The organism is Sphingopyxis sp. Geo48, assembly GCF_949769155.1.
Taxonomy (GTDB): Bacteria; Pseudomonadota; Alphaproteobacteria; order Sphingomonadales; family Sphingomonadaceae; genus Sphingopyxis.
Genome location: NZ_CATKPA010000001.1, coordinates 282,511 through 304,390 on the forward strand (window position 1 = coordinate 282,511; position 21,880 = coordinate 304,390).

Genomic DNA, 21,880 nt, shown 5'->3' on the forward strand with positions numbered 1-21,880 from the left:
AAGGCAAAGGCTTGCGTTGGCGGCGCACGATACTAGCTTGGGTTTCTCACGGGGAGAGAGATGACCGCTTGACCGAAGTCACTGGCGCAGTTCGCAAAAGCCTCTGGACCCGTGCGCGCGACATGGCGGCGCAGGCACCGCCCGAGCGTAATCGCTACGTCGATTTCCTGCGCGCGCTGTCGATTCTTGCGGTTGTCGTCGGTCATTGGCTGGTCGCCGCGCCCTATATGAAAAACGGCGCGGTCGAGGGCGGACATCTGCTCGGCATCCTGCCCTGGACGCAGTGGCTGACCTGGGGCTTTCAGGTCATGCCGCTCTTCTTCCTCGTCGGCGGCTTCTCGAACGGCATGTCGTGGGCCGCGACCCTCCGCAAGGGCGGCAGCTATGCGGGGTGGTACGGCGGGCGGCTGCAACGGCTGATCAACCCGGTGTTGCCGCTGTTCCTGATCTGGACGCTGTTCGCGGCGTTCGGCACCGCAATGGGGGTGGAGCGGGGCGTCGTCGCGATGGCGGCGCAGCTCGCGCTGATCCCGGTGTGGTTCCTGTCGGTCTATCTGATGGTCGCCGCGCTCGTACCGCTGACGTGGAGGGCGTGGAAGCGCTGGGGCTTCGCGTCCTTCTGGGCCTTGGTTGCGGGGGCGGTCGCCATTGACGTCGCGGCGCTGCGTTTCGGCGTACCTTACGTCAACTTCCTGAACTTCGCCTTCGTCTGGCTCGCGATCCACCAGCTCGGCTTCGCATGGAGCGAGGGACGGCTGACGCCGGGCAGGGCGCTCGGCTGGGGCGTCGGCGGATTGGTCGCGCTCGGCCTGCTTGTCGGGCTTGGACCCTATCCGGTCGCAATGATCGGCGTGCCGGGCTCGGCCTTGAGCAATTCGATGCCGCCGACGCTCGCGCTGCTGGCGCTCGGCATAGCGCAAAGCGGCTTTGCGCTCGCGCTCGAACCTGCGGGGCGGCGGATGCTCGACAATCTGACGCGCTGGACCGCGGTGGTGCTGGTCAACGGGATGATCATGACCATCTATCTCTGGCATCTCACCGCCTTTGTGTTCGTGATGGTCGCGGCGTGGCTCCTCGGCGGCATCGGGCTCGACGTCGCACCGGGCAGCGCAGCATGGTGGCTTGCGCGGCCCGTCTGGTTCGCGCTCTATATCGCCGCGCTGCTGCCGCTGATCCTGCTCTTCGCCCGCTACGAGCGCGGCGATGGCAAGGCCGATATGGAAACACCGCACTGGCGCCTGATCCTCGGCCTCGTCCTGATCAGCGCCGGCCTCGCCGCGACTGCCGCGATCAGCATCGCCAGCCCCGCGGGCGTCACCGGAGTTCGCCTGTGGGTCGTCGCGCTGCCCTTTATCGGTGCTGCCGTCGCGCAGTTCGGGCCGGTCCACCGGCTGGCGCGATCATCGCTGCCGTAAGTCGGCTTTGGGGTGAGGAGGGGACGTTACCAATAATCGTCGCCCCCGCGAAGGCGGGGGCCGCCATCGGCCTTTTCCTGCGCCGCAGTCGGTTTACGCGGCCGCGCAGAAATGGGCGGCTAGCGGCCCCCGCCTGCGCGGGGGGCGACGTTGTTGATACGTCCGCTTCCCACACCAAAGCTGCTTTACACAGATTCGGGCGAGGCGTGGCAGCGTAACACAGGAAGCGATATCGTACTTTAGAGAGCGATGGAGAATGGCGCGCCCGGCAGGATTCGAACCTGCGACCACCCGCTTAGAAGGCGGGTGCTCTATCCAGCTGAGCTACGGGCGCGTGCACCAAGGCTTGTCCGCCGCGCGAATAGCGCGGTTTGCGTCCGGCGCAAAGCGGGTTAAGCACCGCGTCGCGATGACTGATACTCCGACCCCTTCCGCCAGCCCCGCGCACGTCGCTGCTTCGGCGGTCCGCCACTTCCATTATTACGACCTGATGATGGCGGCGTTCGTCGCGATCCTGTTGCTCAGCAACATCATCGGCGCCTCGAAGCCGAGTTACATCGTACTGCCCAGCGGCGAGCAATGGGCGTTCGGCGCGGGCGTGCTGTTTTTTCCGATCAGCTACATCATCGGCGACGTCCTGACCGAGGTCTATGGTTATGCCCGTGCGCGCCGGGTGATCTGGACCGGATTCGCGGCGCTCGCCTTCATGGCTTTCATGGCGTGGGTGGTCGTCTCGTTGCCGCCGGCGGATGGCTGGCCGGGGCAGCAGGCCTATGAGTTCGTGTTCGGAAACAGCTGGCGGATCGTTCTCGCCTCGATGATCGCCTTTTGCGTCGGCGAATTCGCCAACTCCTATGTGCTGGCGCGAATGAAGATGTGGACCGGCGGGCGGATGCTCTGGGCCCGCACGATCGGTTCGACCGTCGTCGGACAGGGTCTCGACAGCCTGATTTTCTACCCGCTCGCCTTTTACGGGCTTGCCGGATGGCCGCCAGAGCAGTTGATGCAGGTCGTGCTGTCGCAATGGCTCATCAAGACGGCCTGGGAAGCCGCGCTGACTCCGGCAACCTATGTCATCGTCGGTGCGTTGAAGCGGCGCGAAGGTGTCGACGTGTTCGATGAAGGCACCGACTTCAACCCCTTCGGCGCCAAGGTCTGACCCTTTCGATGACATTGATAGAATTGGCTTCGCTGTTCGAGGAGCGAAAATCCTGGCTCGTCACGGCGTCCGATCTCGGCAAGGACGCGCTGCACATCTATTTCGGTCTGGCGCTCTTCATGCTGGTGCGGCTGGCGTGGCGCTGGCGCGGCGGTTGGGTGGCCGCGTGGCTGGCGGTGCTCGTCATGGCGTGCGGCGGCGAATGGCTCGACATGACGGCGGAATTCAGTAACGCCGCCATCCAGCCCGACGCCGCGCACTGGCACGACATATGGAACACGATGTTCTGGCCCACCGTGCTGCTGCTCGTCGGGCGCTGGCTCCAGCCCGTGGCGCAGCCGCGGGCGGACGTGTCAGGCGAGGACGCCGAGCGCCGCCTCGAACAGGCGTAGCCCGTCTGTGCCGCCGTGCGCGCGGTCGATCGCGCGTTCGGGGTGCGGCATCATCCCGAGTACATTGCCCGCATCGTTGAGGACGCCCGCGATATTCCGCGCCGAGCCGTTGACATTGTCGGCGTAGCGGAAGGCGACGCGCCCTTCGCCTTCGATCCGGTCGAGGGTCGCAGCGTCGGCGAAATAATTGCCGTCGTGATGCGCGACGGGGATCGCGATCTCCTCGCCCGCGCCATAGCCCGCGGTGAACAGCGACTGGCTGTTTTCGACCTTCAGCGGCACGGTGCGGCACACGAAGTTGAGCCCCGCGTTGCGCATCAGCGCGCCGGGGAGCAACTGCGCCTCGGTCAGCACCTGAAAGCCGTTGCACACCCCGAGCACGGGGACGCCGCGCCCCGCGGCATCCGAAACCGCGCGCAGGATCGGCGAGCGCGCCGCCATTGCGCCCGAGCGGAGATAGTCGCCGTAGGAGAAGCCGCCGGGCAGTGCGATGAAATCGACGCCATCGGGCAATTCGCTCTCGCGGTGCCACACCATCGCGGGCGCCTTGCCCGTCACTTGTTCGAGCGCGACCGCCATGTCGCGGTCGCAGTTGGAGCCGGGAAAGACGATGACGGCGGTCTTCATGATCGCGGCTCCTGTATTACGGGCGTTCGATGCGGTAGTTTTCGATCACCGTGTTCGCGAGCAGCTTCGCGCACATCGCGTCGAGGTCGGCATCGCTCGTGCCGTCGGCGACGTCGAGTTCGATGAAGCGGCCCGCGCGGACGTCCGCAACGCCGCCGAAACCCAGCCCTTCGAGCGCATGATGGATCGCCTTGCCCTGCGGATCGAGAACCCCCGGCTTGAGCGTCACATAGACATTCACTTTCATGGGGGCGGACCTCTGCTTTGCGGTGCTGGGAAGATGGGGGCGCCTATGCCCGCGAATCGCGCTGCGGGCAAGGCCCGGCGGGGCGAAAATTGCCACTGTTCGGATTGCGAACCAATCGCAACTTTCCAGTTGCGAATCGCTCGCACTATCCCTAGATAGGCCTTGTTGAGAAGGATTCGCACATGGTCGTCTGTGTCTGCAACGCAATAAGGGAGCGCGATCTGCGCGACGTCGCGCGCGACGGCCAATTGCGCTGCGCCAAGGCCGCCTATGCGCAACTGGGTCGCAAACCCAAATGCGGCCAGTGCCTGCCTTTCGCTCGCAATATCATCAGCGACGTCGCCGAGACCGCCTGATTTTTCTTGGTTTTCCGCCATTTTTGACCTTGGCCTGATCGGTCCGGGGCGCGTATGATGCCGCCCGATCCCATCCCAAGAAAAATGACAGGACTGACAGCATGAAGGGCGACGCAAAAGTCATCGATTTCCTCAACGAGGCGCTCAAGAACGAGCTGACCGCGATCAACCAATATTGGTTGCATTACCGGATGCTCGACAATTGGGGCATCGCGCGCCTCGCGCATTTCGAGCGGCATGAATCGATCGACGAGATGAAGCACGCCGACAAGCTGGCGGACCGCATCCTTTTCCTCGGCGGCCTCCCCAATTTCCAGCTGCTCGGGCGCCTGCGGGTCGGTGAAACCGTCGAGGAGATACTGAAGGCCGATCTCGCGCTCGAGGAAGAGGCGATCCCGCTGCTCAAGGACGCGATCGCGCACAGCGAAAGCGTTCGCGACTATGTCAGCCGCGACCTTTTCTCGGACATCCTTGAAAGCGAAGAACATCATGTCGACGAGCTCGAAAAGCAGTTCGAAATGATCGAGCGCATGGGAATCGAGAATTACATCCAGTTACAGTCGAAGCCGGTCAGCGAAGATTGACGATGGCGCGAAGGCGGAGGGGGCTTCGTCCACGGCCTAAACCGTTGAAATGAGGGGAGCCTTCGGGCGCCCCCTTTTTTGCTTGTATATGCAAATAATTCGCAATAGCAAGATTGGGCAGTCCCCTCCTGCCGGCCGCTGCACCTTTCAGCTGCATTATGGCGGCCGGCATCTTTTTCAGGCGTGGGGCGGGACCAGGAAACGTGCCGGCCGATCCGGCGGGCATCGATGGGGAATCTTCATGCAGAGCAGCGAACTGGTCCGGAAATTCAACGCACAACCGCTAGTTCGCGACCTGCCCACCGACGCCGCCCAGGCCGTTCTCGCGCTCCGCTATTGCATCCTCTGCCGCCGTGGCGAGCGCGACCCGATGCCCGAGCTCGAACGGCGCTGGGGCCATATCCTCGTCGCGCGGCGCTTCCGGCTGGTGGTCGAGGCGATCGGCCATGTCTGGCCCGACCCCTTCGCGGTTGCCCCGCCCTGCTGCCCGCAGCTCAGCTTCGACGAGGCGCTGCTCGCGTCGATCGTCCGCGCCGCGGGCGCAGGCGACCGGATAGGATTCGACGTGCTGACAGGCGAGATGCTGGGCAGCGACGCGCGGGCGATGCTGTTCACCGCGCTCGAAAACTTCGTCCGCGCGCAGGCAACGGGGAGCGTGGGCGGGCTATAAGCCGCGCCCCGACTTCGCCAGCAGGAAGAATGGCGGTTTTGGGGTGGGGAGCGGATGTATCAACAACGTCGCCCCCGCGCAGGCGGGGGCCGCTAGCCGCCTATTCCTGCGCGGCCGCGTAAACCGACAGCGGCCCCCGCCTGCGCGGGGGCGACGGCTTATTTCGGTCCAAACTCGCCGCCGCTCCCGCTGCGCTACTCTGACCTCGCTCCGTTTATTCCGCGCCGCGCCATGCAGAAAGTCCGCAGCGCGACGGCGTCGTGATAAGCATTGTGCGGGACATGGCTGAGCTCGGCCGACGAGAAACTCACCACCTCGGCAAGCTCGAAGCTCACCGCCGAGACGATCAGCCGCCGCCCGTCGCTGGTCGCGAGCAGGCGCGCGGCGTGGACGATGTCTTCGGGCCAGTCGGCGGCGAGTACCGGATGCGGGTCGGGCGCCAGATAGTCGGCGAAGGCGTCCTGCAAGGCTTCATAGGCGACGGGCTCTGTGTCGAGCACCGGCAGCACATGCGCCGCGACCCAGGGTGTCGGGTCGCGGCACTCGACCGCGCCATAGAAGCGCGGGTGATCGGCATTCTCCGGCGCGAGTCCGATCGAGATCAGCGCGCCGCCGAAGCCGTTGAACTCGGCGTCGAGATAATAGCGCACACGCTACTTCGCGCGCGCGGCGTCGACACTCCAGATCCCGGCACCGCGCGTCGCGATGTACAGGAAGATAAAGCAGTAGAGGATGATCGTCTCGCCGCCGTTGGCGATCGGATAGGGCCCCTGGCTGCCGTGCGCGACCCAATAGCCGACCGCCGACATGCCGCTCGCGATAAAGGCGGCGGGGCGGGTCGCAAACCCGATGATGATCAGCGCGCCGGCAACGATCTCGATCGTCCCCGCCGCCTGCAGCATCGGGTTCAGAGGATAGGGAAAGGCGGTCGGAAAATTGAAAAATTTCTGCACGCCGTGCGCGAGAAAGAGCAATCCGGAAACGATCCGGAGCAGGGCATAGGCGCGGTCGCCGTGGTCGTCGAGAAACTTCATGGTCATCCCCCTCTCTTGCTTTGGATTGGGCGATGCTAGTGCAGCTCCGCGGCGTGACAAAGCGCATTATCCGAAACGATGCGTTTCCAATGACTTGGTTCGGCATCGCAACGAAATGTCGCCTTCCGGTCGATTTTTTCGCACGCCATGTCACGGGCGGCCGCGCTGTCTCGTCATGCAGGTACAACCCGATGAAGGAGATGTGAGATGACCAAGGTAGCCGACCCCTATGCCGCCGCCCCGACCCTTATGAAACAGTGGACCGCGACCGGCTTCGCCGTCGAGAAGAGCCTCGACAAGACGCTCGTCGAACTGGTGAAGATTCGCTCGTCGATCCTCAATGGCTGCGCCAACTGCATCAACATGCACACGGTCGACGCCCGCGCGCATGGCGAGACCGAACAGCGCATCTACCTGCTCGCCGCGTGGCACGAAGCCCCGGTCTATACCGACCGCGAACGCGCCGCGCTCGCCTGGACCGACGCCTTGACCCGCATGTCGGAAGGGCACACACAGAAGGCCGCGAAAGACGCGCTCGAGGCGCATTTCACGCCGGAGGAGCAAGTGAACCTCACGCTGCTGATCAACATCATCAACGGGTGGAACCGCATCGCGGTCGGCTTCGACCTCTGGTACGAGGGCGGCGTGCTGGTGAAAGCGGCCTGATGACCCCCGCGGGCATTCGCGGCGCGATGGAATCGGGCGCGGACGCGGCGGCGAGTTTCGACCCGTTGCGTCCGCTCCTCACCCGTGTCGCCTATCGGATGCTCGGTTCGGTCGCCGATGCCGAGGATGTGGTACAGGATGCCTTCATTCGCTGGCTCGGCACCGACCGGGACGCGGTGCGCGAGCCCGCGGCCTTCCTTCGTCGCACGGTGACGCGGCTCTGCCTCGACCAGCTCAAATCGGCGCGCGCGCAGCGCGAGACCTATGTCGGCCCCTGGCTCCCCGACCCGCTGGTCGAGGAGGAGGACGACGACGATGTGACGTTGCCGCTCATGCTCGCGCTCGAACGGCTCTCCCCTCTCGAACGCGCGGCCTTTCTTCTGCACGACGTCTTCGGCGTCGAGTTCGACGAAGTCGCAAAGACGATCGAACGCGACGCTGCCGCGACGCGCCAGCTCGCCGCGCGCGCCCGTACCCATGTCCGCGACGCGCGTCCGCGCTACAAGCTGGAGAAGGCGCACGGGCTCGAGATCGCCAACGCCTTTTTTGCGGCCTCACGCAGCGGCGACATGGGCGCGCTCGGCGCGATGCTCGCGGCCGACGTCGGCATGTGGTCCGACGGTGGCGGCAAGCGCCCTGCCGCGATGGTGCCCGTACTCGGCTTCGATACGGTGATGACGCTGCACCGCAGCCTTGCCGTATTGTTCGGCAAATATGGCTCGACGCTCGTGCACGTCGGCACGATCAACGGCTTGCCGGGCTTCGTGACGCGCGAGGCCGACGGCGAGTTTCAGACCACCGCGCTCGAGATCGAGAATGGCAAAGTTGCCGGCATCTATGTGATGCGCAACCCCGACAAGCTGAAGCATATGCATTGACCGAACCGGGGTGCCGGCCATGACCGACGCCCCGACCCGCGACCCATCCTATCCGCAGCAGGGAAGGCCGCAGCAAGCGCCGAGGGCGCAGCATGCGGCGCTGAACGCTGCCGGAGAGGCGGCAAAGGCGGTGCTGCTGGCAAAGGCGGCACCGATGGCGGCAAATTTGATAATCGTCTTCATGGTCATTCTCCTGATAGCTTGATGGTCTGATCGGATCAGGAGGCGCGCGGAGGCGGATGAGGCGGCGGCGTTGCGGTCCCGGCGCGCTGCGCGACCGAAGGGACCGGCAAAGGGACGGTCACCGCCATGCGCGGCGTGCTGTCGCCCTGTTCGGCGGCGATGAGCTTCGGTGCGCAGGAAGGGGCACACCCCGCGCCCGGAAGGGTGCAAGGTTGGTCGCCGTCGCAGCAATCGGCCGTGCTTCCGTCGCGGCAGTAGGTCGGCCCCGTCGCCGCGCTCGCCGGCCCGAGGGCCAGGATGAGCAGGGCGAGACAGGATAGCAGCAGGCGCATACCCGTTCTTCGCACGGCATTGCGGGACGGTTACGACATGCGAAGCCGTTTGCGCTATTTTTTCAGCCCAATCTCGCGCAGCCGTTCCTGCAGATACTCGTCGGCGGTGATCGGCGTCGGGTAGAGGTTCGGGTGCGCGGCATCGATGCAGCTCGGCAGCGTCTCGATCGGATAATCCGACCGGAAGTGGAGAAAGAAGGGCATCGAATAGCGCGCGACGCTCGCGCGGCCTTCGTCGGGGTTGCGGACGCGGTGCGTGGTCGAGGGCAGGCGGTTGTTCGTCAGTCGCTGCAGCATGTCGCCGACGTTGACCGCCATCGCTCCCGGCGGCGGCGATACGGGAAGCCAGCTGCCGTCCTTGTCGAGGATTTCGAGCCCCGCTTCCTCGGCGCCGAGCAGCAGGGTGATCGTGTTGATGTCCTCATGCGCCTCGGCGCGGATGCCCTTCGCGGGGCCTTCGACGGGCGGATAGTGCAGCAGGCGCATCACGCTGTTGCCGTCCTTCACCGTGTCGTCGAAGAAATCGGGCGCAAGGCCGAGGTAGCGGGCGATGCCCGACAGGAGCCGGCCGCCGACGCGGTCGAATTCGGCGAACAATTTGTCATAGACGGCGCGGAAGCCCTCGACTTCCTTCGGCCAGACATTGTTCGGCTGCTGCGCGGCGAGCCGGTGCCCCGCGGGCAGATCGCGCCCGACGTGCCAGAATTCCTTGAGGTCGACTTCCTTCGCACCCTTGGCGATCTCGGTGCCGAACGGGGTGTAGCCGCGCGCGCCGCCGCCGCCGGGAATGTGATAGGCGCGCTTGACGTCCTCGGGCAGCGCGAAAAAGGCCTTCGCCTTCGTCCAGGCGTCGTCGATCAGCTGGGGGTCGATGCCATGGTCGGTGATCATCGCGAAGCCGAAGCGCTCGAAAGAGGCGCCGAAATCCTTCGCGAACTGATCGGCGGGGAGCGACATGGAAATGACGGGAACGGCAGCAGTCATGCGTGATGGGTCCATATGATAGGGGCGCCGCCGGCGGGGGCGGTGGATGAGTCGCGATTTAGGCGCGGCGGCGCGACCTTTAAAGGGAAAAAGGCGGTTCCACCTCGCGCGGGGCTCGGCTAAGCCCGCCGCCATGGCAAAGCAATATTGGCTGATGAAATCCGAACCCGACGCCTATGCGTGGGAGCAACTCGTCAAGGACGGGACCGGGATGTGGGACGGAGTGCGCAACCACACCGCGAAGCTCAACCTGATGGCGATGAAGGTCGGCGACGAGGCGCTCTTCTATCACAGCAATATCGGCAAGGAATGCGTCGGGATCATGAAGATCACCGAGACGGCGTCGCCCGATCCGACGGCGGAGGAGGGCTCGCCCTGGGTGATCGTCCGCGTCGCGCCGGTGCGCGCGCTCAAGCATCCGGTGACGCTTGCCGCGATCAAGGCCGATCCGGCGCTCGCCGACATGGACCTCATCCGCCAGTCGCGGCTGTCGGTCGGGCGCGTCACGCCTGCCGAGTGGAAGCATATCCTGAAAAAATCCGAAAAGCCGGCGGGCTGATCCTCAGCGCAGCTTGACCTGGAGGTGCTTCGCGACCGACGGGTGCAGCGGGTGCGTGAACTCGCAGCCGTAATTATTGCCGTCCGCGCGGCGAATGATCGCTTCGAGCGGCTGGAGGCTGGGCAGGCTGACCCAGATCGCCTTGCCGATCTGCGGGCGCGAGAATGTCACCATCCGGAAACCCGTCGAGGACAGGTCGTACAGCTCGACATCGAAGGGATTGAAGCCGGGCTCGCGAAAGCGCGCCCGTGCCTGCACGGGCGAGCGTTCGGCACGGCGGCCCTTAGTGGTCGTCTTGGTGTTGGCGTTGGTCAGCACGTCTGTGTTCCCACCTCGCTGGTCGATTCGGGGCGAATTTAACGCCCCGTTGGTTATCGCAAGGTGAAGCGAATTGATGAAATTACGGGTAGGGATAAGTGTCGTCGACCGCCATCAAATGGCTCGGGAAGGGGGTGACGAGATGCACGGCGTCGCGCCAGTCGGCGGTCAGCCAGCGCTCATGGTCCTCGGCGTGCAGGATCATCGGCATCGCGACAGGAGCGAGGCGTTCGAGCAGGCCGTTCGGGTCGGTCGTCAGCACCGCGAAGCCCGGCCAGTCCTCGGTCTGGCGCTGGATGCCCGCGAAGGCGAAGATCGGGCGGCCGGGTACCGACGCCCAGCGCTGGCGCTTCGCGCCCGCGGGCCCCGACCAGATGGCGAAGCTCGTCGCCGGAATCAGGCAGCGGAGCTCGGGATGGCGGAGTGTCCCGATCCAGAACGGACTTGTCAGGTTGCGGACGGTGGCGACGGGCTGCGTGCCCTGCGGCGGGGGCGGGACGCCCCACAGTTTCGGGCGCAGATAGCGGCGCGGCCCGCCGCGGCTGTCGGGGGCGATCACCGGCGCGGGACGGCCGGGCGTGACATAGTCGCCGGTCCAGGGATCGTCGCCCGCATCGACGCCAAAAGTAGCGGAAATCTGCGCTGCTGTGGCGTCGAGCCGATAGAGCTGCATGTCTAGTCGAGATGCACGCGGCCGCGGCCGGCCTTGACCGAGCTCCGCGCTTTCTTGGTGTCGACGCGGCGGGCCTTCGCCGCCTTGCTCGGCCTGGTCTTGATCCGTTTCTCGGGGCGGACGAGCGCGGCGTCGACCAGTTCGTTCAGCCGCGCGCGGGCGTCGGCGCGATTGGCCTCCTGGGTGCGAAAGCTGCGGGCGAGAATGACGAGTTCGCCGGCGGAGGTCATCTTGCTTCCCGCGAGCGTCTTGAGCCTGCGATAGGCATCGGGCGCGAGTCCGAGCGCGAAGACATCGACGCGAAGCTGGCACGCGGTCGCGACCTTGTTGACATTCTGACCGCCGGGGCCCGACCCCGCCAAGAACTTCTCGGTGATCGCACTTTCGGGGATGTCAGCCACGGGTCGGCGACGCCCCTTCGGGTGCCGAAAAGCCCATCGCGGCGAAGCGATCGGGAAAGGGCGCCTCGGCAATTACTGGCGGCTTGACGTCACGTTTCACGACGAGCCGTTCGGCGTGGAGCATCGTGCGATCCTTCGCACCACCATTTCCGTAAACGGGATCGCCGACGATCGGAAAACCAAGCCCTTCGAGCGCATGGACGCGCAGCTGGTGCGTGCGGCCCGTCTCGGGGCGAAAGCGCAGCAGCGCGCGGCCATCGACTTCGGCGAGCTTTTCCCAATGCGAGACCGACGGCTTGCCCTTCGGATCGACAACCATGCGCCAGCCCTGTTCGGCGGTTGAGGTCTTGCCGAGCGGCAGGTCGATGGTGCCACCGTCGCCCGCGGGCACGCCGTCGAGGATCGCGAGATATTGTTTTTCGACCGCGCGCTCCTCGAAGGCGCGGGTGAAACGGCCGTGCGCCTTCGGATTGCGCGCGAGCAGCAGGCAGCCCGAGGTGTCGCGGTCGAGCCGGTGGACGGGCAGCGGCCAACGCTTGAAGCCGAAGCGCAGGCTGTCGAGATGATTCTCGAGGCTGAGGCTGCCGTCGCGAGGTGCGTCGACGGGCAGGCCCGCGGGCTTGTCGATGACAAGCGCCTCGCCGTCGAGGAAAAGGATATGGTCTGAAAGAAGCATGGCCGCGCTATACGGCGACGCTCTCCTCGCCGAAAGCGTAAACGTCCATCGCCAGAAACGCATAGGTCGTGCTGGCGTGGAGCCGCTTTGCGTGCAGGTTATCGCCGTGGGCGCCTGCTCCCATTGCGACGAACAGCGGCAGGATATGGTCGGGCGTCGGATGGTTGTCCTTCCCATGCGGCGCGCGCTCGACCGCATGGAGGACATCGTCGATCGCATTGGCCTCCATCCGGCCGGCGACCCAGGCAGTGAAGTCGCTGACCCATGCGGGCGCCGGGGCACCGATCGCCGGGCGCGTCGTGAAGAAAGCGCGGAGATTATGCGTGATACTGCCCGATCCGATGACGAGGACGCCTTCGTCGCGCAGCGGGGCGAGCGCCTGCCCCAGCGCATAATGCCATTCGGGAGATGCGTTCGAGGCGATCGAGAGCTGGACGACCGGAATGTCGGCGTCGGGATAGATCACCGACAGCGGCACCCACGCGCCATGGTCGAGCCCGCGCTCTGGATCGGCGGCGACGGCCAGACCGTGCGCGGCGAGCAGGTCGACAACGCGCTGTGCCAGCGCCGGATCACCCGGTGCCGGATAGCGCATCGCGAACAGCTCTTCCGGGAAACCCCCGAAATCGTGAATTGTCGGCGGTGCGGGCGAAGCGGTCACGGTCGCCCGGCCGTTCTGATACGCCGCATCATGATGCGCCGACACGACAAGGATCGCGCGCGGACGCGGCAGCGAGTTGCCCAGCCCGGCGAGGAAATCCCGCGCCGGGCTGGGCTCGAGCGCCATCATCGGCGAGCCATGCGAAAGGAACCAGCTCGGGAGACGGCGCATCGGTTCAGGCGATCAGCTTGGCGGCGGTCTTCGCGACGCGCTCACCCAGATAGCGGGCGCCGCCGAGATCGGCTTCGCTCGGCTGGCGCGAACCGTCGCCGTCGGCAACCGTCGTCGCCCCGTAAGGCGCGCCGCCCTTGACCTCGCCAACGCCCATCTGGCCAGCGTAGCCATAGTCGAGCCCGACGATCGTCAGGCCGAAGTGGAGCAGGTTGGTCAGGACCGAGAACAGCGTCGTTTCCTGCCCGCCATGCTGCGTCGCGGTCGAGGTGAAGGCCGCGCCGACCTTGCCGTTGAGCTTGCCCTGCGCCCACACGCCGCCGGCAGTGTCCCAAAAGCTCGCCATCTGGCTCGCCATGCGGCCGAACCGCGTCGGGGTGCCGACGACGATCGCGTCGTAATTCGCGAGCTCGTTCGGATCGCTCAGCAGCGGATGCGCGGTGTCGGTCTTGAAGCCCGCGGCCTCGATCACCGCCTGCGGGGCGGTTTCGGCGACGCGGCGGATGTCGACGTCGGCGCCTGCGGCGCGCGCGCCGTCGGCAACGGCATCGGCCATCTGTTCGACATGACCATAGCTCGAATAGTAAAGCACCAGTACCTTGGCCATCGTTCAGTCCTTTCCTTGCAGAGAGGCCGCCGCCACGCGGGAGGAAGCGCGCGGCGGCGACTTGGGGATCAAGCGGCCTGCTTGAGTTCGTCTATTGCGGCGGTTGCGCGGTTCACGGCATCGCCATCCATCATCTGCTGACCGGCGTCGATTACGGTGACGTCGGTGATGCCGACGAAGCCGAGAACATGACGCAGATAACCGGTCGCGAAATCATAGTCACTGCCGACCGGCACGCCGCCCGTGGCGACGACCAGATAGGCCTTCTTGCCCTTCAGCAGCCCTTCGGGGCCGGCTTCGGTGTAGCGGAAGGTACGGCGGGCGCGGGCGATGAGGTCGATCCAGGCCTTCAGCGACGCCGGAATCGCGAAGTTGTAGAGCGGCACGCCGATGACGATCGTGTCGGCGGCTTCGAGTTCGCCGATCAGCTCGTCCGATGCGGCGAGCGCGGCCTTCTGATCGGCGCTGCGGGCATCATCGTCGGTGAAGTTCGCGCCGACCCAGTTTTCGGTCAGCAGGGCCGGCGGGGTCTGGGCGAGGTCGCGCACGGTGACGCTGGCGCCATAACCCTGTTCGACTAGGCGGGCGACGAGCTTGTCGGCAAGCTGGCGGGTGGTCGAGCCCGCGTGGCGCGCGCTCGCATCGATACGAAGAATGTGGCTCATCTTGTTACTCCTTCAATCTGAACTTGGTGAAAAGGGGGTGGGCCGCCGCCGACGGGGAGGGGCTTGGCGGCGGCCCGGGGGACTCCGTCAGAGGCTGTCGACCAGCACCAGTTCGGCGTCGTCGAGCGCTTCGACCTCGATCGTTCCGACGTCGCGGATCGCGATGCCGTCGCGGGGGTCGGCATCCTGACCGTTGACGCGGATGCGGCCCTTGGCGGCGACGAGATAGGCGCGGCGGCCGGGGCCGAGGTCGTAGGCGAGCTTTTCACCCGCCTCGACCGTCGCCGCGGCCACACGGGCGTCGGCGCGGATCGGCAGCGCGTCGTCATCGCCCTCGATGCCGCTCGCCAGGGTCACGAACCGGCCCGACCGGTCGGCCTTCGGAAATTCGCGCTGGCCCCAACCGGGATTGCCGCCGCCTTGGGTTGGCATGATCCAGATCTGGAACAGCGTCGTTTCCTCGTCCTCAAGGTTGAACTCGCTGTGCATGACGCCGGTGCCGGCGCTCATTACCTGGACGTCGCCCGCCACGGTGCGGCCGGCATTGCCCATCGAGTCACGGTGGCTGATCGCGCCGCTGCGGACATAGGTGATGATTTCCATGTCGCGGTGCGGGTGGGCGGGAAAGCCCGACTGCGCCGCGATGGCATCGTCGTTCCAGACGCGCAGCGCGCCCCAACCCATGCGGCCGGGTTCGTAATAGTCGGCAAAAGAGAAGTGATGACGGGCATCGAGCCAGCCGTGATTGGCATGGCCCAGCGTGTCGAATTTGCGAATATCGATCATGGCCTTGTCCTTCCTGGGTGCGGCCTTGCCGGCATTGATGCCGGACCGCGCCCTTGTGTTGAGGACAAAATAGGCTTTGGGATCGTTTCGAAAATAGCGTAGATGGAAAATCATCGTTTCCATTTTCGAGGTATTTGGATGTCGCTTCCCGATTATGAAGGCTGGGCCTGTTTCGCCGCGGTTGCCGACAGCGGCAGCTTCACCGCCGCCGCCGCGACGCTCGGCCTGTCGAAGGCGAGCGTGTCGAAAGCGGTGACGCGGCTCGAGGGGTCGCTCGGCATCACGCTGCTGCTGCGCAGTTCGCGGCAGGTGACGCTGTCGACCGCCGGGGCGGGGCTGGTCGACGAGGCGCGGGCGATGGTCGCGGCGGCGGTGTCGGCGACCGAAGCGGCGCGCGGCGACCGCCGCGACCTTGCCGGGCCGATCCGCCTCGCCGCGCCGATGAGCTTCGGGATCAAGGTGCTGGGGCGTCCGCTCGCGACCTTTCTCGAAATGCATCCGGCGGTCGAGGTCGACATCATCCTCAGCGACGCGCGGAGCGACCTGGTCGCCGAGGGGATCGACCTCGCGCTCCGCATCTCGCGGATGGACGATTCCAGCCTGCTCGCGCGGACGATCGCGCCGGTCGCGGCGTCGGTGATCGCGAGCGAGGCGTATCTGGAGCGCCACGGTACGCCGCGCCACCCGCTCGAACTCGCGGGCCATCGGCTGGTCGGATACGGGCACCGCGAACGCGCGATGCCGCTCCACTTCCACCGCGAGGGCGAGCAGGCGACGGTCGTCCCCAGCGGGCCCCTGTTCGCGAACAACGGCGACATCGCGGTTCCTTTGCTTGTCGCGGGGGGCGGGATCGCGGTGCTGCCCGACTTCATCGCCGACCAGGAACTGGCGTCGGGCGCGCTGGTCCGCATCCTCACCGACTGGTCGCTGCCACAATCCTATCTGCATCTGCTGTCGCCGCCGTCGCGGCTGCGCCCCGCGCGCGTGACCGCGCTGGCGGACTTTCTGGTCGATGTCCTCAAACGCTCCTGCACCGGCGCGCATGACGATCATCTCGCCCGGCGAACGGGGTGAATCTGGTGCAAAATGGCAACGGAATTCGCCGCGACTCGTGGATTCCTGCGGGTTAAACCAAAATTAACCTTTTCCCTTCATTAGTTTCATGGTTAATGTTCCGGCAGTCTCGCGAGCGGGGTCCGGTCGGCGCATCCAGGGGGGTCGTGCGATCGGGTTCGCGGGATCATCGTGGGAAACAGTTAAGGGGTGCCCAATGCGCGTACTGCTGATCGAGGACGAGCCGACGACCGCGAAGGCGATCGACACGATGCTCACCACCGAGGGCTTCAACGTTTACACGACCGATCTGGGCGAAGAGGGCCTCGATCTGGGCAAGCTCTATGATTACGACATCATTCTGCTCGACCTGAACCTGCCCGACATGCACGGCTATGACGTGCTGAAGAAGCTGCGCACCGCGAAGGTGCAGACGCCGGTGCTGATCCTGTCGGGCATTTCGGAAATGGATTCGAAGGTGCGCTCGTTCGGCTTCGGCGCCGATGACTATGTCACCAAGCCGTTCCACCGCGACGAGTTGGTCGCCCGCATCCATGCGGTCGTCCGCCGGTCGAAGGGCCACAGCCAGAGCGTCATCAAGACTGGCAAGCTCGCGGTCAACCTCGACACCAAGACGGTCGAGGTCGACAGCGTCCGCGTGCATCTGACCGGCAAGGAATATCAGATGCTCGAGCTGCTCTCGCTCCGCAAGGGTACGACGCTGACCAAGGAAATGTTCCTGAACCACCTCTATGGCGGCATGGACGAGCCCGAACTGAAGATCATCGACGTCTTCATCTGCAAGCTGCGCAAGAAGCTGGCGCTCGCCTGCGGCGGCGAAAATTATATCGAGACGGTCTGGGGTCGCGGCTATGTGCTGCGCGATATCGATGATGAGGGGAATGAAGTGCGCCGGGTCGCCTGAGCCGCTTCAAGCCAGTTATTACACGGGGACCCGGCGCGGAGCGATCCGCGCCGGTTTCCGTTTGGGCATCAGCCGGCGGTTTTCGCCGCGACGGCGATGGCCTCGATCTCGATCCGGAAGCGGAAATGCAGCGGTCCGGTCGCGATGACGCTCCGCGCCGGCCGCGCGGTGCCGAAGAAGGCGCCATATACCTCGTCGAGTTCGTCCCAGTCGGCGATGTCGGTCAGATAGACGGTCGTCTTGACCACCTGCGAAAGGTCGGCGCCCGCGCTTGCGAGCACCGCGCGCAGGTTGGAAAGCGCCTGTTCGGCCTGCTCCCGGAACGATGCCGCCGCCAGCGTCGTATCGCGGCCCGGCCGCAGAGGGAGCTGTCCCGACACGAAAATAAGGCCGCCGCCGAGGGTGAAGGGCGAATAATGCGGACCTGTATTGCCCGATGTCATCTCATGCTTTTCCCGATCATGTCACCGACGATAGCATGGCTTTTCGACGGGCGGTCGAAAAATGGCCGAATGACGGGTTGCGACCGGTTGCGGACGTTTGTTAAAGTGGTAATAATTGCCTTATGACCACCGCTCGTCCTTCCATTGTCGCCCTCGGCGTAGCCGCTTTGATGATGAGTGGATGTGACAATCTCGTTGAGCGTAAGTCCAGCGACCAATCCGTAAGTTCGGCGGCAGGTGTCGATGGCGCCTCTACTTTTGACATTGTTCCCGCTGAACGCATTGCGCTCCAGCAGCAGGCGCGCGCGGGCGATGGGGAGGCCGCTTATAAACTTGCACTCTTCTATGGGATGGCGGGAGGAGAATCTGGCTTTGCCGGTGACCCGAGAAACTTGCGGGAAGAAGAGCGATGGCTGCGGCTTTCAGCAAAGGCCGGGTTCGAGCCCGGTAGGCATTCCTTGGCAGTGAAAATTGGCCCAAAGGATTGCCCCACCGCGCGTCAAATGATGACCGAAATCGCGGAAACGAGTAGCGACCCCCAACTTAGTGAAAATGCCCAGTCTTGGTTAAAGGACGACGCTCTTTGCAAATGACCGCTAACGACCGATTGCGGACATTGATCCTCCCTGTGCCGCAGGCATGGGGAGGTGGCAGCGCGAAGCGCTGACGGAGGGGCAAGTGGCGCGGCCGCGGCCGCCTGCGGCGACGGTCCCCCTCCCCATGGCTGCGCCACAGGGAGGATAATTCCTTCATCGTCACCCCGGACTTGATCCGGGGTCCATGACTTCGCCGCCGCCGTGGATCCCGGATCAAGTCCGGGATGACGAATGAGGATCAGCGAACGTCCGCTCACCACCCCAAAGCCGCCATCGGCTTCAAATAAGCCTTTCCTACATTATCCGCCTGTGCCAGCCTTTACCCTGCTCTTTCATCTGGTGGACAAAAGCGGTCTCGGCCCGGCTTGCGGGCGCGGCGTGCGCGATGCGTTCGGCAATCCTGCCGGTCACAAACGGGGTGATGCATTGGGCTGAACTTTCCTGAACTTTGGAGTCCGGGCTGCGATGACCAGCGAGGCATGACAGCCCCGCACCCCATTTATCCGTCTGGCTTTTGGGCCGCCCATGAAGCCGTCGGCGCAATTCGTCTCCAAAACGCGACGGTCTGAAACTCCGCTCCAGAACCGGCGCCTCGAGCGCGGAATTAATGGATCCTGACTCTAGACGCCGGTCCGTTTTCACCCTATGTTCAGGGAACGGGGCGCAATAATCGGGGCTCCGGACGTTTAGAGGGGCGATTCTTGCGGCTTTTGCTGACCCTTTTGGCTTTGCTCACCGGTTTCGCGAGTGCGGACCGGGCGATGGCTGCGCCTGCCGTTCCGGCGGCGATGGGGTCGCTCGTCATGCTCGCCGAAAGCGCGGGCAAAGTCGAGGCCAGCGACAGCGAGCGCCGTCCGGCGGCCACCACACCGACCCGCCGCGCCAGCGGCGGCGGCGGCAAGCCGCGCAAGGCGGGCCCGCCGCATCTTCCCGGCCTCCTCACCGGCAGCGACCGCGCGCTCGAATAGCATCGCCCGCTGACGCCCTTTCGGGCTTTGCCTCCGCTCGCGCGGGGGCCGTTGCATATCATTCGCGTGCGGTTTGAAACTGCGCTGAAGCCATAGAATTCCAAGGAAATCCATTATGTTCGGCAGCCTTGCCAAGAGCCTGTTCGGTTCGTCCAACGACCGTTATGTCGCCTCGATCCGCAAGATCGTCGCCAAAATCAACGCCTTCGAACCCGAGCTCGAAGCGCTGAGCGACGAGAATCTGAAGGCGCAGACGCAAAAATTCCGCGACCGCCTCGAGGCCGGCGAGACGCTCGACGACATCCTGCCCGAAGCCTTTGCGACGGTGCGCGAAGCGGCGAAGCGCACGCTCGGCATGCGTCACTTCGACGTGCAGATGATCGGCGGCATCGTCCTCCACCGCGGCGAGATCGCCGAGATGGCGACGGGCGAGGGCAAGACGCTGATGGCGACCCTGCCCTGCTATCTCAACGCGCTCGAGGGCAAGGGCGTCCATGTCGTGACCGTCAACGACTATCTGGCGCGCCGCGACGCCGAATGGATGGGCATCGTGTACAGCTTCCTCGGTCTCACGACCGGGATCATCGTCCCGAACCTCAACGAGACGCAACGCCGCGAGGCCTATAACAGCGACATCACCTACGCGACGAACAACGAGCTGGGGTTCGATTACCTCCGCGACAATATGAAGTTCGACCGCCAGCAAATGGTCCACCGCGAATTCAACTTCGGCATCGTCGACGAGGTCGACTCGATCCTCATCGACGAGGCGCGCACGCCGCTGATCATCTCGGGCCCGACCGACGACAAGTCGGAGATGTACGTCCGCGTCAACGAGGTCGTGCATCAGCTCGTCGAGGAGGATTATGAGAAGGACGAAAAGTCCAAGTCGATCAACCTGACCGAAGAAGGCACCGAGCATGTCGAACGGCTGCTCGAAGCTGCGGGTCTGCTGCAGGGTAGCAACCTCTATGACATCGAGAACACGCAGGTCGTGCATCACGTCAACCAGGCGCTGAAGGCGATCCAGATGTTCAAGCTGGACATCGATTATATCGTCAAGGACGGCAAGGTCGTCATCATCGACGAGTTCACCGGCCGCATGATGGACGGCCGCCGCTGGTCCGACGGCCTGCACCAGGCGGTCGAGGCCAAGGAAGGCGTGCAAATCGAGCCCGAGAACCAGACGCTCGCGTCGATCACCTTCCAGAATTACTTCCGCATGTATCCGAAACTCAGCGGCATGACCGGCACGGCCGCGACCGAAGCGGCCGAATTCTTCGACATCTACAAGATGAACGTCGTCACCATCCCGACCAACCGCCCGATCGCGCGGCAGGACGACGAGGACGAATTCTACAAGAATATCACCGACAAGTTCGGCGCGATCGCGAAGACGATCCGCCAGGCGCAGGAGCGCGGCCAGCCGGTGCTCGTCGGCACCGTATCGATCGAGAAGTCGGAGCTGCTGTCGTCCTTCCTCGAAAAGGAAGGCGTGGCGCACAGCGTGCTCAATGCGCGCTTCCACGAAAGCGAGGCGCATATCGTCGCGCAGGCGGGCCGGACCGGAGCGGTCACCATCGCAACGAACATGGCGGGCCGCGGCACCGACATCAAACTCGGCGGCAACGAAGAGTTTCGTATCGAGGATGAGCTGAAGGACATGCCGGCGGGCCCCGAGCGCGAGGCCGCCGAGCAGCGCATCCGCGACGAGGTCGCGGCCGAACGCGAAGCCGTGCGCGCCGCGGGCGGGTTGTTCGTGCTCGCGACCGAACGCCACGAAAGCCGTCGTATCGACAACCAGCTGCGCGGCCGGTCGGGGCGTCAGGGCGACCCCGGCCTGTCGAAATTCTATCTCTGCCTCGACGACGACCTGCTGCGCATCTTCGGGCCGGACACGTTGTTCGCCAAGATGATGAACAAGAATCTGGAAGATGGCGAGGCGATCGGCTCCAAATGGTTGTCGAAGGCGATCGAGACCGCGCAGAAGAAGGTGGAGGCGCGCAACTACGATATCCGCAAGCAGGTCGTCGAATATGACAACGTCATGAACGACCAGCGTAAGGTCATTTACGAACAGCGCGGCGAGATCATCGACAGCGAGACCGTCGACGAGGTGATGACGGCGATGCGCGCCGAGACGGTGAATGCGATCGTCGCCGACGCCTGTCCGCCGGGCAGCTATCCCGAGCAGTGGGATATCGAGACGATGAAGGCGCGCGTCGCCGACGTGCTCGACCTCAATCCGCCGATCGACGCGTGGATGCAGGAGGATGCGGTCGATCCCGAAATCTTCGAGGAACGCATTCAGCAAATGGCGGACGCGGCCGCGGCCGAAAAGGCGGGGCAGGTCGAACCCGAAACCTGGCGCAGCGTCGAAAAGTCGATCCTGCTCCAGACGCTCGACCATCACTGGAAGGATCACCTCGCGACGCTCGACGCGCTGCGCCAGGCGATCTTCCTGCGCGCCTATGCGCAGAAGCAGCCGATCAACGAATATAAGCAGGAAGCCTTCGCGCTGTTCGAGCGGATGCTCTCGAATATCCGCGAGGATGTGACGCGCACCGTCGCGCGGATCGATTTCCAGTTCCAGGAGCCCGAGGCGATGCCGCTTCCCGAACTGCCCGACTTCCTGACCACGCACATCGATCCGTTCACCGGCGAGGATGACAGCGCCGATATCGACGGCGGCCAGCTGGGCGTGATCGCGAACACGCTGCCGCCGATGCAGGCGCCGCGCCCGGATTTGCCCGAGGGCGAAAACCCTTACGCGGCGCTCGAGATCAGCCGTAACGCGCCGTGCCCGTGCGGCTCGGGTCGCAAGTACAAGCATTGCCACGGGCAGCTATGA

The 21,880-nt window shown here is 64.9% G+C and carries 30 protein-coding genes and 1 tRNA gene; 16 read left to right on the forward strand and 15 right to left on the reverse strand.

Features of this window, described 5'->3' with window-relative positions:
* Window positions 1–68 precede the first annotated feature (68 nt).
* Window positions 69–1,415, forward strand: a complete 1,347-nt coding sequence (locus QOL79_RS01460) for an acyltransferase family protein (protein WP_283418394.1) — start codon at window positions 69–71, stop codon at window positions 1,413–1,415.
* 257 nt (window positions 1,416–1,672) lie between these two features.
* On the opposite strand, the gene QOL79_RS01465 is transcribed toward QOL79_RS01460, so the two are convergent.
* Window positions 1,673–1,749: transfer RNA gene (locus QOL79_RS01465), tRNA-Arg, on the reverse strand.
* Between the two features lie 75 nt (window positions 1,750–1,824).
* On the opposite strand from QOL79_RS01465, the gene QOL79_RS01470 reads away from it, so the two are divergent.
* On the forward strand, window positions 1,825–2,574 hold the full coding sequence (locus QOL79_RS01470; RefSeq protein WP_283418395.1) for a queuosine precursor transporter: 750 nt from the start codon (window positions 1,825–1,827) through the stop codon (window positions 2,572–2,574).
* Between the two features lie 8 nt (window positions 2,575–2,582).
* Complete coding sequence (locus QOL79_RS01475) at window positions 2,583–2,966, forward strand: hypothetical protein (protein WP_058456998.1); 384 nt, start codon at window positions 2,583–2,585, stop codon at window positions 2,964–2,966.
* Here the strand turns inward: QOL79_RS01475 and purQ are convergent.
* Together purQ and purS are read right to left on the reverse strand one after the other, a co-directional pair.
* Window positions 2,928–3,593, reverse strand: coding sequence for a phosphoribosylformylglycinamidine synthase subunit PurQ (purQ, locus tag QOL79_RS01480; protein WP_282946397.1), 666 nt, complete (start codon window positions 3,591–3,593; stop codon window positions 2,928–2,930). The genes QOL79_RS01475 and purQ overlap by 39 nt on opposite strands.
* Window positions 3,594–3,609: 16 nt before the next feature.
* Window positions 3,610–3,840, reverse strand: coding sequence for a phosphoribosylformylglycinamidine synthase subunit PurS (gene purS, locus QOL79_RS01485; RefSeq protein WP_037513977.1), 231 nt, complete (start codon window positions 3,838–3,840; stop codon window positions 3,610–3,612).
* Window positions 3,841–4,022: 182 nt separating this feature from the next.
* Between purS and QOL79_RS01490 the strand changes: the two genes are divergently transcribed.
* From QOL79_RS01490 to QOL79_RS01500, 3 genes are all read left to right on the forward strand, one after another.
* The gene (locus QOL79_RS01490; protein WP_058457000.1) at window positions 4,023–4,196 is read left to right on the forward strand and encodes a (2Fe-2S)-binding protein; all 174 of its coding nucleotides are present in this window, start codon (window positions 4,023–4,025) and stop codon (window positions 4,194–4,196) included.
* A gap of 101 nt (window positions 4,197–4,297) precedes the next feature.
* Entirely contained in the window at window positions 4,298–4,780 is a 483-nt protein-coding gene (gene bfr / locus QOL79_RS01495; protein WP_058457001.1) for a bacterioferritin, read from the forward strand.
* Between the two features lie 241 nt (window positions 4,781–5,021).
* Complete coding sequence (locus QOL79_RS01500; protein WP_283418396.1) at window positions 5,022–5,450, forward strand: addiction module antidote protein; 429 nt, start codon at window positions 5,022–5,024, stop codon at window positions 5,448–5,450.
* Window positions 5,451–5,644: 194 nt separating this feature from the next.
* On the opposite strand, the gene QOL79_RS01505 is transcribed toward QOL79_RS01500, so the two are convergent.
* Together QOL79_RS01505 and QOL79_RS01510 are read right to left on the reverse strand one after the other, a co-directional pair.
* On the reverse strand, window positions 5,645–6,100 hold the full coding sequence (locus tag QOL79_RS01505) for a hypothetical protein (RefSeq protein WP_283418397.1): 456 nt from the start codon (window positions 6,098–6,100) through the stop codon (window positions 5,645–5,647).
* Between the two features lie 3 nt (window positions 6,101–6,103).
* A complete protein-coding gene (locus QOL79_RS01510; protein ID WP_231728997.1) occupies window positions 6,104–6,490 on the reverse strand; it encodes a DoxX family protein in 387 nt (128 codons plus the stop codon).
* Window positions 6,491–6,691: 201 nt separating this feature from the next.
* On the opposite strand from QOL79_RS01510, the gene QOL79_RS01515 reads away from it, so the two are divergent.
* From QOL79_RS01515 to QOL79_RS01525, 3 genes are read left to right on the forward strand one after another with little or no spacing between them, the layout of a single operon-like run.
* Window positions 6,692–7,150, forward strand: coding sequence for a carboxymuconolactone decarboxylase family protein (locus tag QOL79_RS01515; RefSeq protein ID WP_283418398.1), 459 nt, complete (start codon window positions 6,692–6,694; stop codon window positions 7,148–7,150).
* 26 nt (window positions 7,151–7,176) lie between these two features.
* Window positions 7,177–8,028 (forward strand): sigma-70 family RNA polymerase sigma factor, encoded by an 852-nt coding sequence (locus QOL79_RS01520; protein ID WP_502957473.1) that lies wholly within the window; start codon window positions 7,177–7,179, stop codon window positions 8,026–8,028.
* Window positions 8,029–8,047: 19 nt separating this feature from the next.
* A complete protein-coding gene (locus QOL79_RS01525; RefSeq protein WP_283418400.1) occupies window positions 8,048–8,233 on the forward strand; it encodes a hypothetical protein in 186 nt (61 codons plus the stop codon).
* Window positions 8,234–8,597: 364 nt separating this feature from the next.
* On the opposite strand, the gene QOL79_RS01530 is transcribed toward QOL79_RS01525, so the two are convergent.
* A complete protein-coding gene (locus tag QOL79_RS01530) occupies window positions 8,598–9,527 on the reverse strand; it encodes an isopenicillin N synthase family dioxygenase (protein WP_283418401.1) in 930 nt (309 codons plus the stop codon).
* A gap of 133 nt (window positions 9,528–9,660) precedes the next feature.
* On the opposite strand from QOL79_RS01530, the gene QOL79_RS01535 reads away from it, so the two are divergent.
* Entirely contained in the window at window positions 9,661–10,086 is a 426-nt protein-coding gene (locus QOL79_RS01535; protein WP_058457007.1) for an EVE domain-containing protein, read from the forward strand.
* A 3-nt stretch (window positions 10,087–10,089) separates the two neighbouring features.
* Here QOL79_RS01535 and QOL79_RS01540 read toward each other — a convergent pair whose 3' ends face one another.
* The 8 genes from QOL79_RS01540 to QOL79_RS01575 all read right to left on the reverse strand — a co-directional run bounded on the left by QOL79_RS01540 (window position 10,090) and on the right by QOL79_RS01575 (window position 15,044).
* The gene (locus QOL79_RS01540; protein WP_282946420.1) at window positions 10,090–10,404 is read right to left on the reverse strand and encodes a PilZ domain-containing protein; all 315 of its coding nucleotides are present in this window, start codon (window positions 10,402–10,404) and stop codon (window positions 10,090–10,092) included.
* A gap of 82 nt (window positions 10,405–10,486) precedes the next feature.
* On the reverse strand, window positions 10,487–11,077 hold the full coding sequence (locus QOL79_RS01545; RefSeq protein ID WP_283418402.1) for an SOS response-associated peptidase family protein: 591 nt from the start codon (window positions 11,075–11,077) through the stop codon (window positions 10,487–10,489).
* Between the two features lie 2 nt (window positions 11,078–11,079).
* Window positions 11,080–11,478, reverse strand: a complete 399-nt coding sequence (gene arfB / locus QOL79_RS01550) for an alternative ribosome rescue aminoacyl-tRNA hydrolase ArfB (RefSeq protein ID WP_058457010.1) — start codon at window positions 11,476–11,478, stop codon at window positions 11,080–11,082.
* Window positions 11,471–12,154: an RluA family pseudouridine synthase gene (locus tag QOL79_RS01555; protein ID WP_283418403.1), complete on the reverse strand. Its 684-nt coding sequence runs from the start codon at window positions 12,152–12,154 to the stop codon at window positions 11,471–11,473. The genes arfB and QOL79_RS01555 overlap by 8 nt, the downstream gene beginning before the upstream one ends.
* Before the next feature lie 7 nt (window positions 12,155–12,161).
* A complete protein-coding gene (locus QOL79_RS01560) occupies window positions 12,162–12,986 on the reverse strand; it encodes a DODA-type extradiol aromatic ring-opening family dioxygenase (protein ID WP_204993392.1) in 825 nt (274 codons plus the stop codon).
* A gap of 4 nt (window positions 12,987–12,990) precedes the next feature.
* A complete protein-coding gene (gene wrbA, locus QOL79_RS01565; RefSeq protein WP_283418404.1) occupies window positions 12,991–13,593 on the reverse strand; it encodes an NAD(P)H:quinone oxidoreductase in 603 nt (200 codons plus the stop codon).
* Window positions 13,594–13,661: 68 nt separating this feature from the next.
* Window positions 13,662–14,258 (reverse strand): FMN-dependent NADH-azoreductase, encoded by a 597-nt coding sequence (locus QOL79_RS01570; protein WP_282946432.1) that lies wholly within the window; start codon window positions 14,256–14,258, stop codon window positions 13,662–13,664.
* An 87-nt stretch (window positions 14,259–14,345) separates the two neighbouring features.
* A complete protein-coding gene (locus QOL79_RS01575) occupies window positions 14,346–15,044 on the reverse strand; it encodes a pirin family protein (RefSeq protein ID WP_283418405.1) in 699 nt (232 codons plus the stop codon).
* A 138-nt stretch (window positions 15,045–15,182) separates the two neighbouring features.
* Between QOL79_RS01575 and QOL79_RS01580 the strand changes: the two genes are divergently transcribed.
* Both QOL79_RS01580 and ctrA read left to right on the forward strand, forming a co-directional pair.
* Window positions 15,183–16,118, forward strand: coding sequence for a LysR family transcriptional regulator (locus tag QOL79_RS01580; RefSeq protein ID WP_283418406.1), 936 nt, complete (start codon window positions 15,183–15,185; stop codon window positions 16,116–16,118).
* Window positions 16,119–16,314: 196 nt separating this feature from the next.
* Window positions 16,315–17,022, forward strand: a complete 708-nt coding sequence (gene ctrA, locus QOL79_RS01585) for a response regulator transcription factor CtrA (protein WP_058457016.1) — start codon at window positions 16,315–16,317, stop codon at window positions 17,020–17,022.
* A gap of 68 nt (window positions 17,023–17,090) precedes the next feature.
* Here ctrA and QOL79_RS01590 read toward each other — a convergent pair whose 3' ends face one another.
* Window positions 17,091–17,465 carry a RidA family protein gene (locus QOL79_RS01590; protein WP_283418407.1) on the reverse strand — a complete coding sequence of 125 codons (375 nt, stop codon included), beginning with the start codon at window positions 17,463–17,465 and terminating at the stop codon, window positions 17,091–17,093.
* A gap of 122 nt (window positions 17,466–17,587) precedes the next feature.
* Between QOL79_RS01590 and QOL79_RS01595 the strand changes: the two genes are divergently transcribed.
* The 4 genes from QOL79_RS01595 (at window position 17,588) to secA (ending at window position 21,880) form a co-directional block, all read left to right on the forward strand.
* Window positions 17,588–18,058, forward strand: coding sequence for an SEL1-like repeat protein (locus QOL79_RS01595; protein WP_283418408.1), 471 nt, complete (start codon window positions 17,588–17,590; stop codon window positions 18,056–18,058).
* 234 nt (window positions 18,059–18,292) lie between these two features.
* Window positions 18,293–18,496, forward strand: coding sequence for a hypothetical protein (locus QOL79_RS01600; protein WP_283418409.1), 204 nt, complete (start codon window positions 18,293–18,295; stop codon window positions 18,494–18,496).
* A gap of 326 nt (window positions 18,497–18,822) precedes the next feature.
* The gene (locus QOL79_RS01605) at window positions 18,823–19,029 is read left to right on the forward strand and encodes a hypothetical protein (protein ID WP_231728995.1); all 207 of its coding nucleotides are present in this window, start codon (window positions 18,823–18,825) and stop codon (window positions 19,027–19,029) included.
* Window positions 19,030–19,144: 115 nt separating this feature from the next.
* The gene (gene secA, locus QOL79_RS01610) at window positions 19,145–21,880 is read left to right on the forward strand and encodes a preprotein translocase subunit SecA (protein ID WP_283418410.1); all 2,736 of its coding nucleotides are present in this window, start codon (window positions 19,145–19,147) and stop codon (window positions 21,878–21,880) included.

Excerpts from the sequence above, each read along its gene's own strand:
- QOL79_RS01470 (WP_283418395.1), top strand. The coding sequence starts at position 1,825 with ATGACTGATACTCCGACCCCTTCCGCCAGCCCCGCGCACGTCGCTGCT.
- QOL79_RS01475 (WP_058456998.1), top strand. The coding sequence starts at position 2,583 with ATGACATTGATAGAATTGGCTTCGCTGTTCGAGGAGCGAAAATCCTGG.
- purQ (WP_282946397.1), bottom strand. The coding sequence starts at position 3,593 with ATGAAGACCGCCGTCATCGTCTTTCCCGGCTCCAACTGCGACCGCGAC.
- purS (WP_037513977.1), bottom strand. The coding sequence starts at position 3,840 with ATGAAAGTGAATGTCTATGTGACGCTCAAGCCGGGGGTTCTCGATCCG.
- QOL79_RS01490 (WP_058457000.1), top strand. The coding sequence starts at position 4,023 with ATGGTCGTCTGTGTCTGCAACGCAATAAGGGAGCGCGATCTGCGCGAC.
- bfr (WP_058457001.1), top strand. The coding sequence starts at position 4,298 with ATGAAGGGCGACGCAAAAGTCATCGATTTCCTCAACGAGGCGCTCAAG.
- QOL79_RS01500 (WP_283418396.1), top strand. The coding sequence starts at position 5,022 with ATGCAGAGCAGCGAACTGGTCCGGAAATTCAACGCACAACCGCTAGTT.
- QOL79_RS01510 (WP_231728997.1), bottom strand. The coding sequence starts at position 6,490 with ATGACCATGAAGTTTCTCGACGACCACGGCGACCGCGCCTATGCCCTG.
- QOL79_RS01515 (WP_283418398.1), top strand. The coding sequence starts at position 6,692 with ATGACCAAGGTAGCCGACCCCTATGCCGCCGCCCCGACCCTTATGAAA.
- QOL79_RS01520 (WP_502957473.1), top strand. The coding sequence starts at position 7,177 with ATGGAATCGGGCGCGGACGCGGCGGCGAGTTTCGACCCGTTGCGTCCG.
- QOL79_RS01525 (WP_283418400.1), top strand. The coding sequence starts at position 8,048 with ATGACCGACGCCCCGACCCGCGACCCATCCTATCCGCAGCAGGGAAGG.
- QOL79_RS01530 (WP_283418401.1), bottom strand. The coding sequence starts at position 9,527 with ATGACTGCTGCCGTTCCCGTCATTTCCATGTCGCTCCCCGCCGATCAG.
- QOL79_RS01535 (WP_058457007.1), top strand. The coding sequence starts at position 9,661 with ATGGCAAAGCAATATTGGCTGATGAAATCCGAACCCGACGCCTATGCG.
- QOL79_RS01545 (WP_283418402.1), bottom strand. The coding sequence starts at position 11,077 with ATGCAGCTCTATCGGCTCGACGCCACAGCAGCGCAGATTTCCGCTACT.
- QOL79_RS01555 (WP_283418403.1), bottom strand. The coding sequence starts at position 12,154 with ATGCTTCTTTCAGACCATATCCTTTTCCTCGACGGCGAGGCGCTTGTC.
- QOL79_RS01560 (WP_204993392.1), bottom strand. The coding sequence starts at position 12,986 with ATGCGCCGTCTCCCGAGCTGGTTCCTTTCGCATGGCTCGCCGATGATG.
- wrbA (WP_283418404.1), bottom strand. The coding sequence starts at position 13,593 with ATGGCCAAGGTACTGGTGCTTTACTATTCGAGCTATGGTCATGTCGAA.
- QOL79_RS01570 (WP_282946432.1), bottom strand. The coding sequence starts at position 14,258 with ATGAGCCACATTCTTCGTATCGATGCGAGCGCGCGCCACGCGGGCTCG.
- QOL79_RS01575 (WP_283418405.1), bottom strand. The coding sequence starts at position 15,044 with ATGATCGATATTCGCAAATTCGACACGCTGGGCCATGCCAATCACGGC.
- QOL79_RS01580 (WP_283418406.1), top strand. The coding sequence starts at position 15,183 with ATGTCGCTTCCCGATTATGAAGGCTGGGCCTGTTTCGCCGCGGTTGCC.
- ctrA (WP_058457016.1), top strand. The coding sequence starts at position 16,315 with ATGCGCGTACTGCTGATCGAGGACGAGCCGACGACCGCGAAGGCGATC.
- QOL79_RS01590 (WP_283418407.1), bottom strand. The coding sequence starts at position 17,465 with ATGACATCGGGCAATACAGGTCCGCATTATTCGCCCTTCACCCTCGGC.
- QOL79_RS01595 (WP_283418408.1), top strand. The coding sequence starts at position 17,588 with ATGACCACCGCTCGTCCTTCCATTGTCGCCCTCGGCGTAGCCGCTTTG.
- QOL79_RS01600 (WP_283418409.1), top strand. The coding sequence starts at position 18,293 with ATGAGGATCAGCGAACGTCCGCTCACCACCCCAAAGCCGCCATCGGCT.
- QOL79_RS01605 (WP_231728995.1), top strand. The coding sequence starts at position 18,823 with ATGGCTGCGCCTGCCGTTCCGGCGGCGATGGGGTCGCTCGTCATGCTC.
- secA (WP_283418410.1), top strand. The coding sequence starts at position 19,145 with ATGTTCGGCAGCCTTGCCAAGAGCCTGTTCGGTTCGTCCAACGACCGT.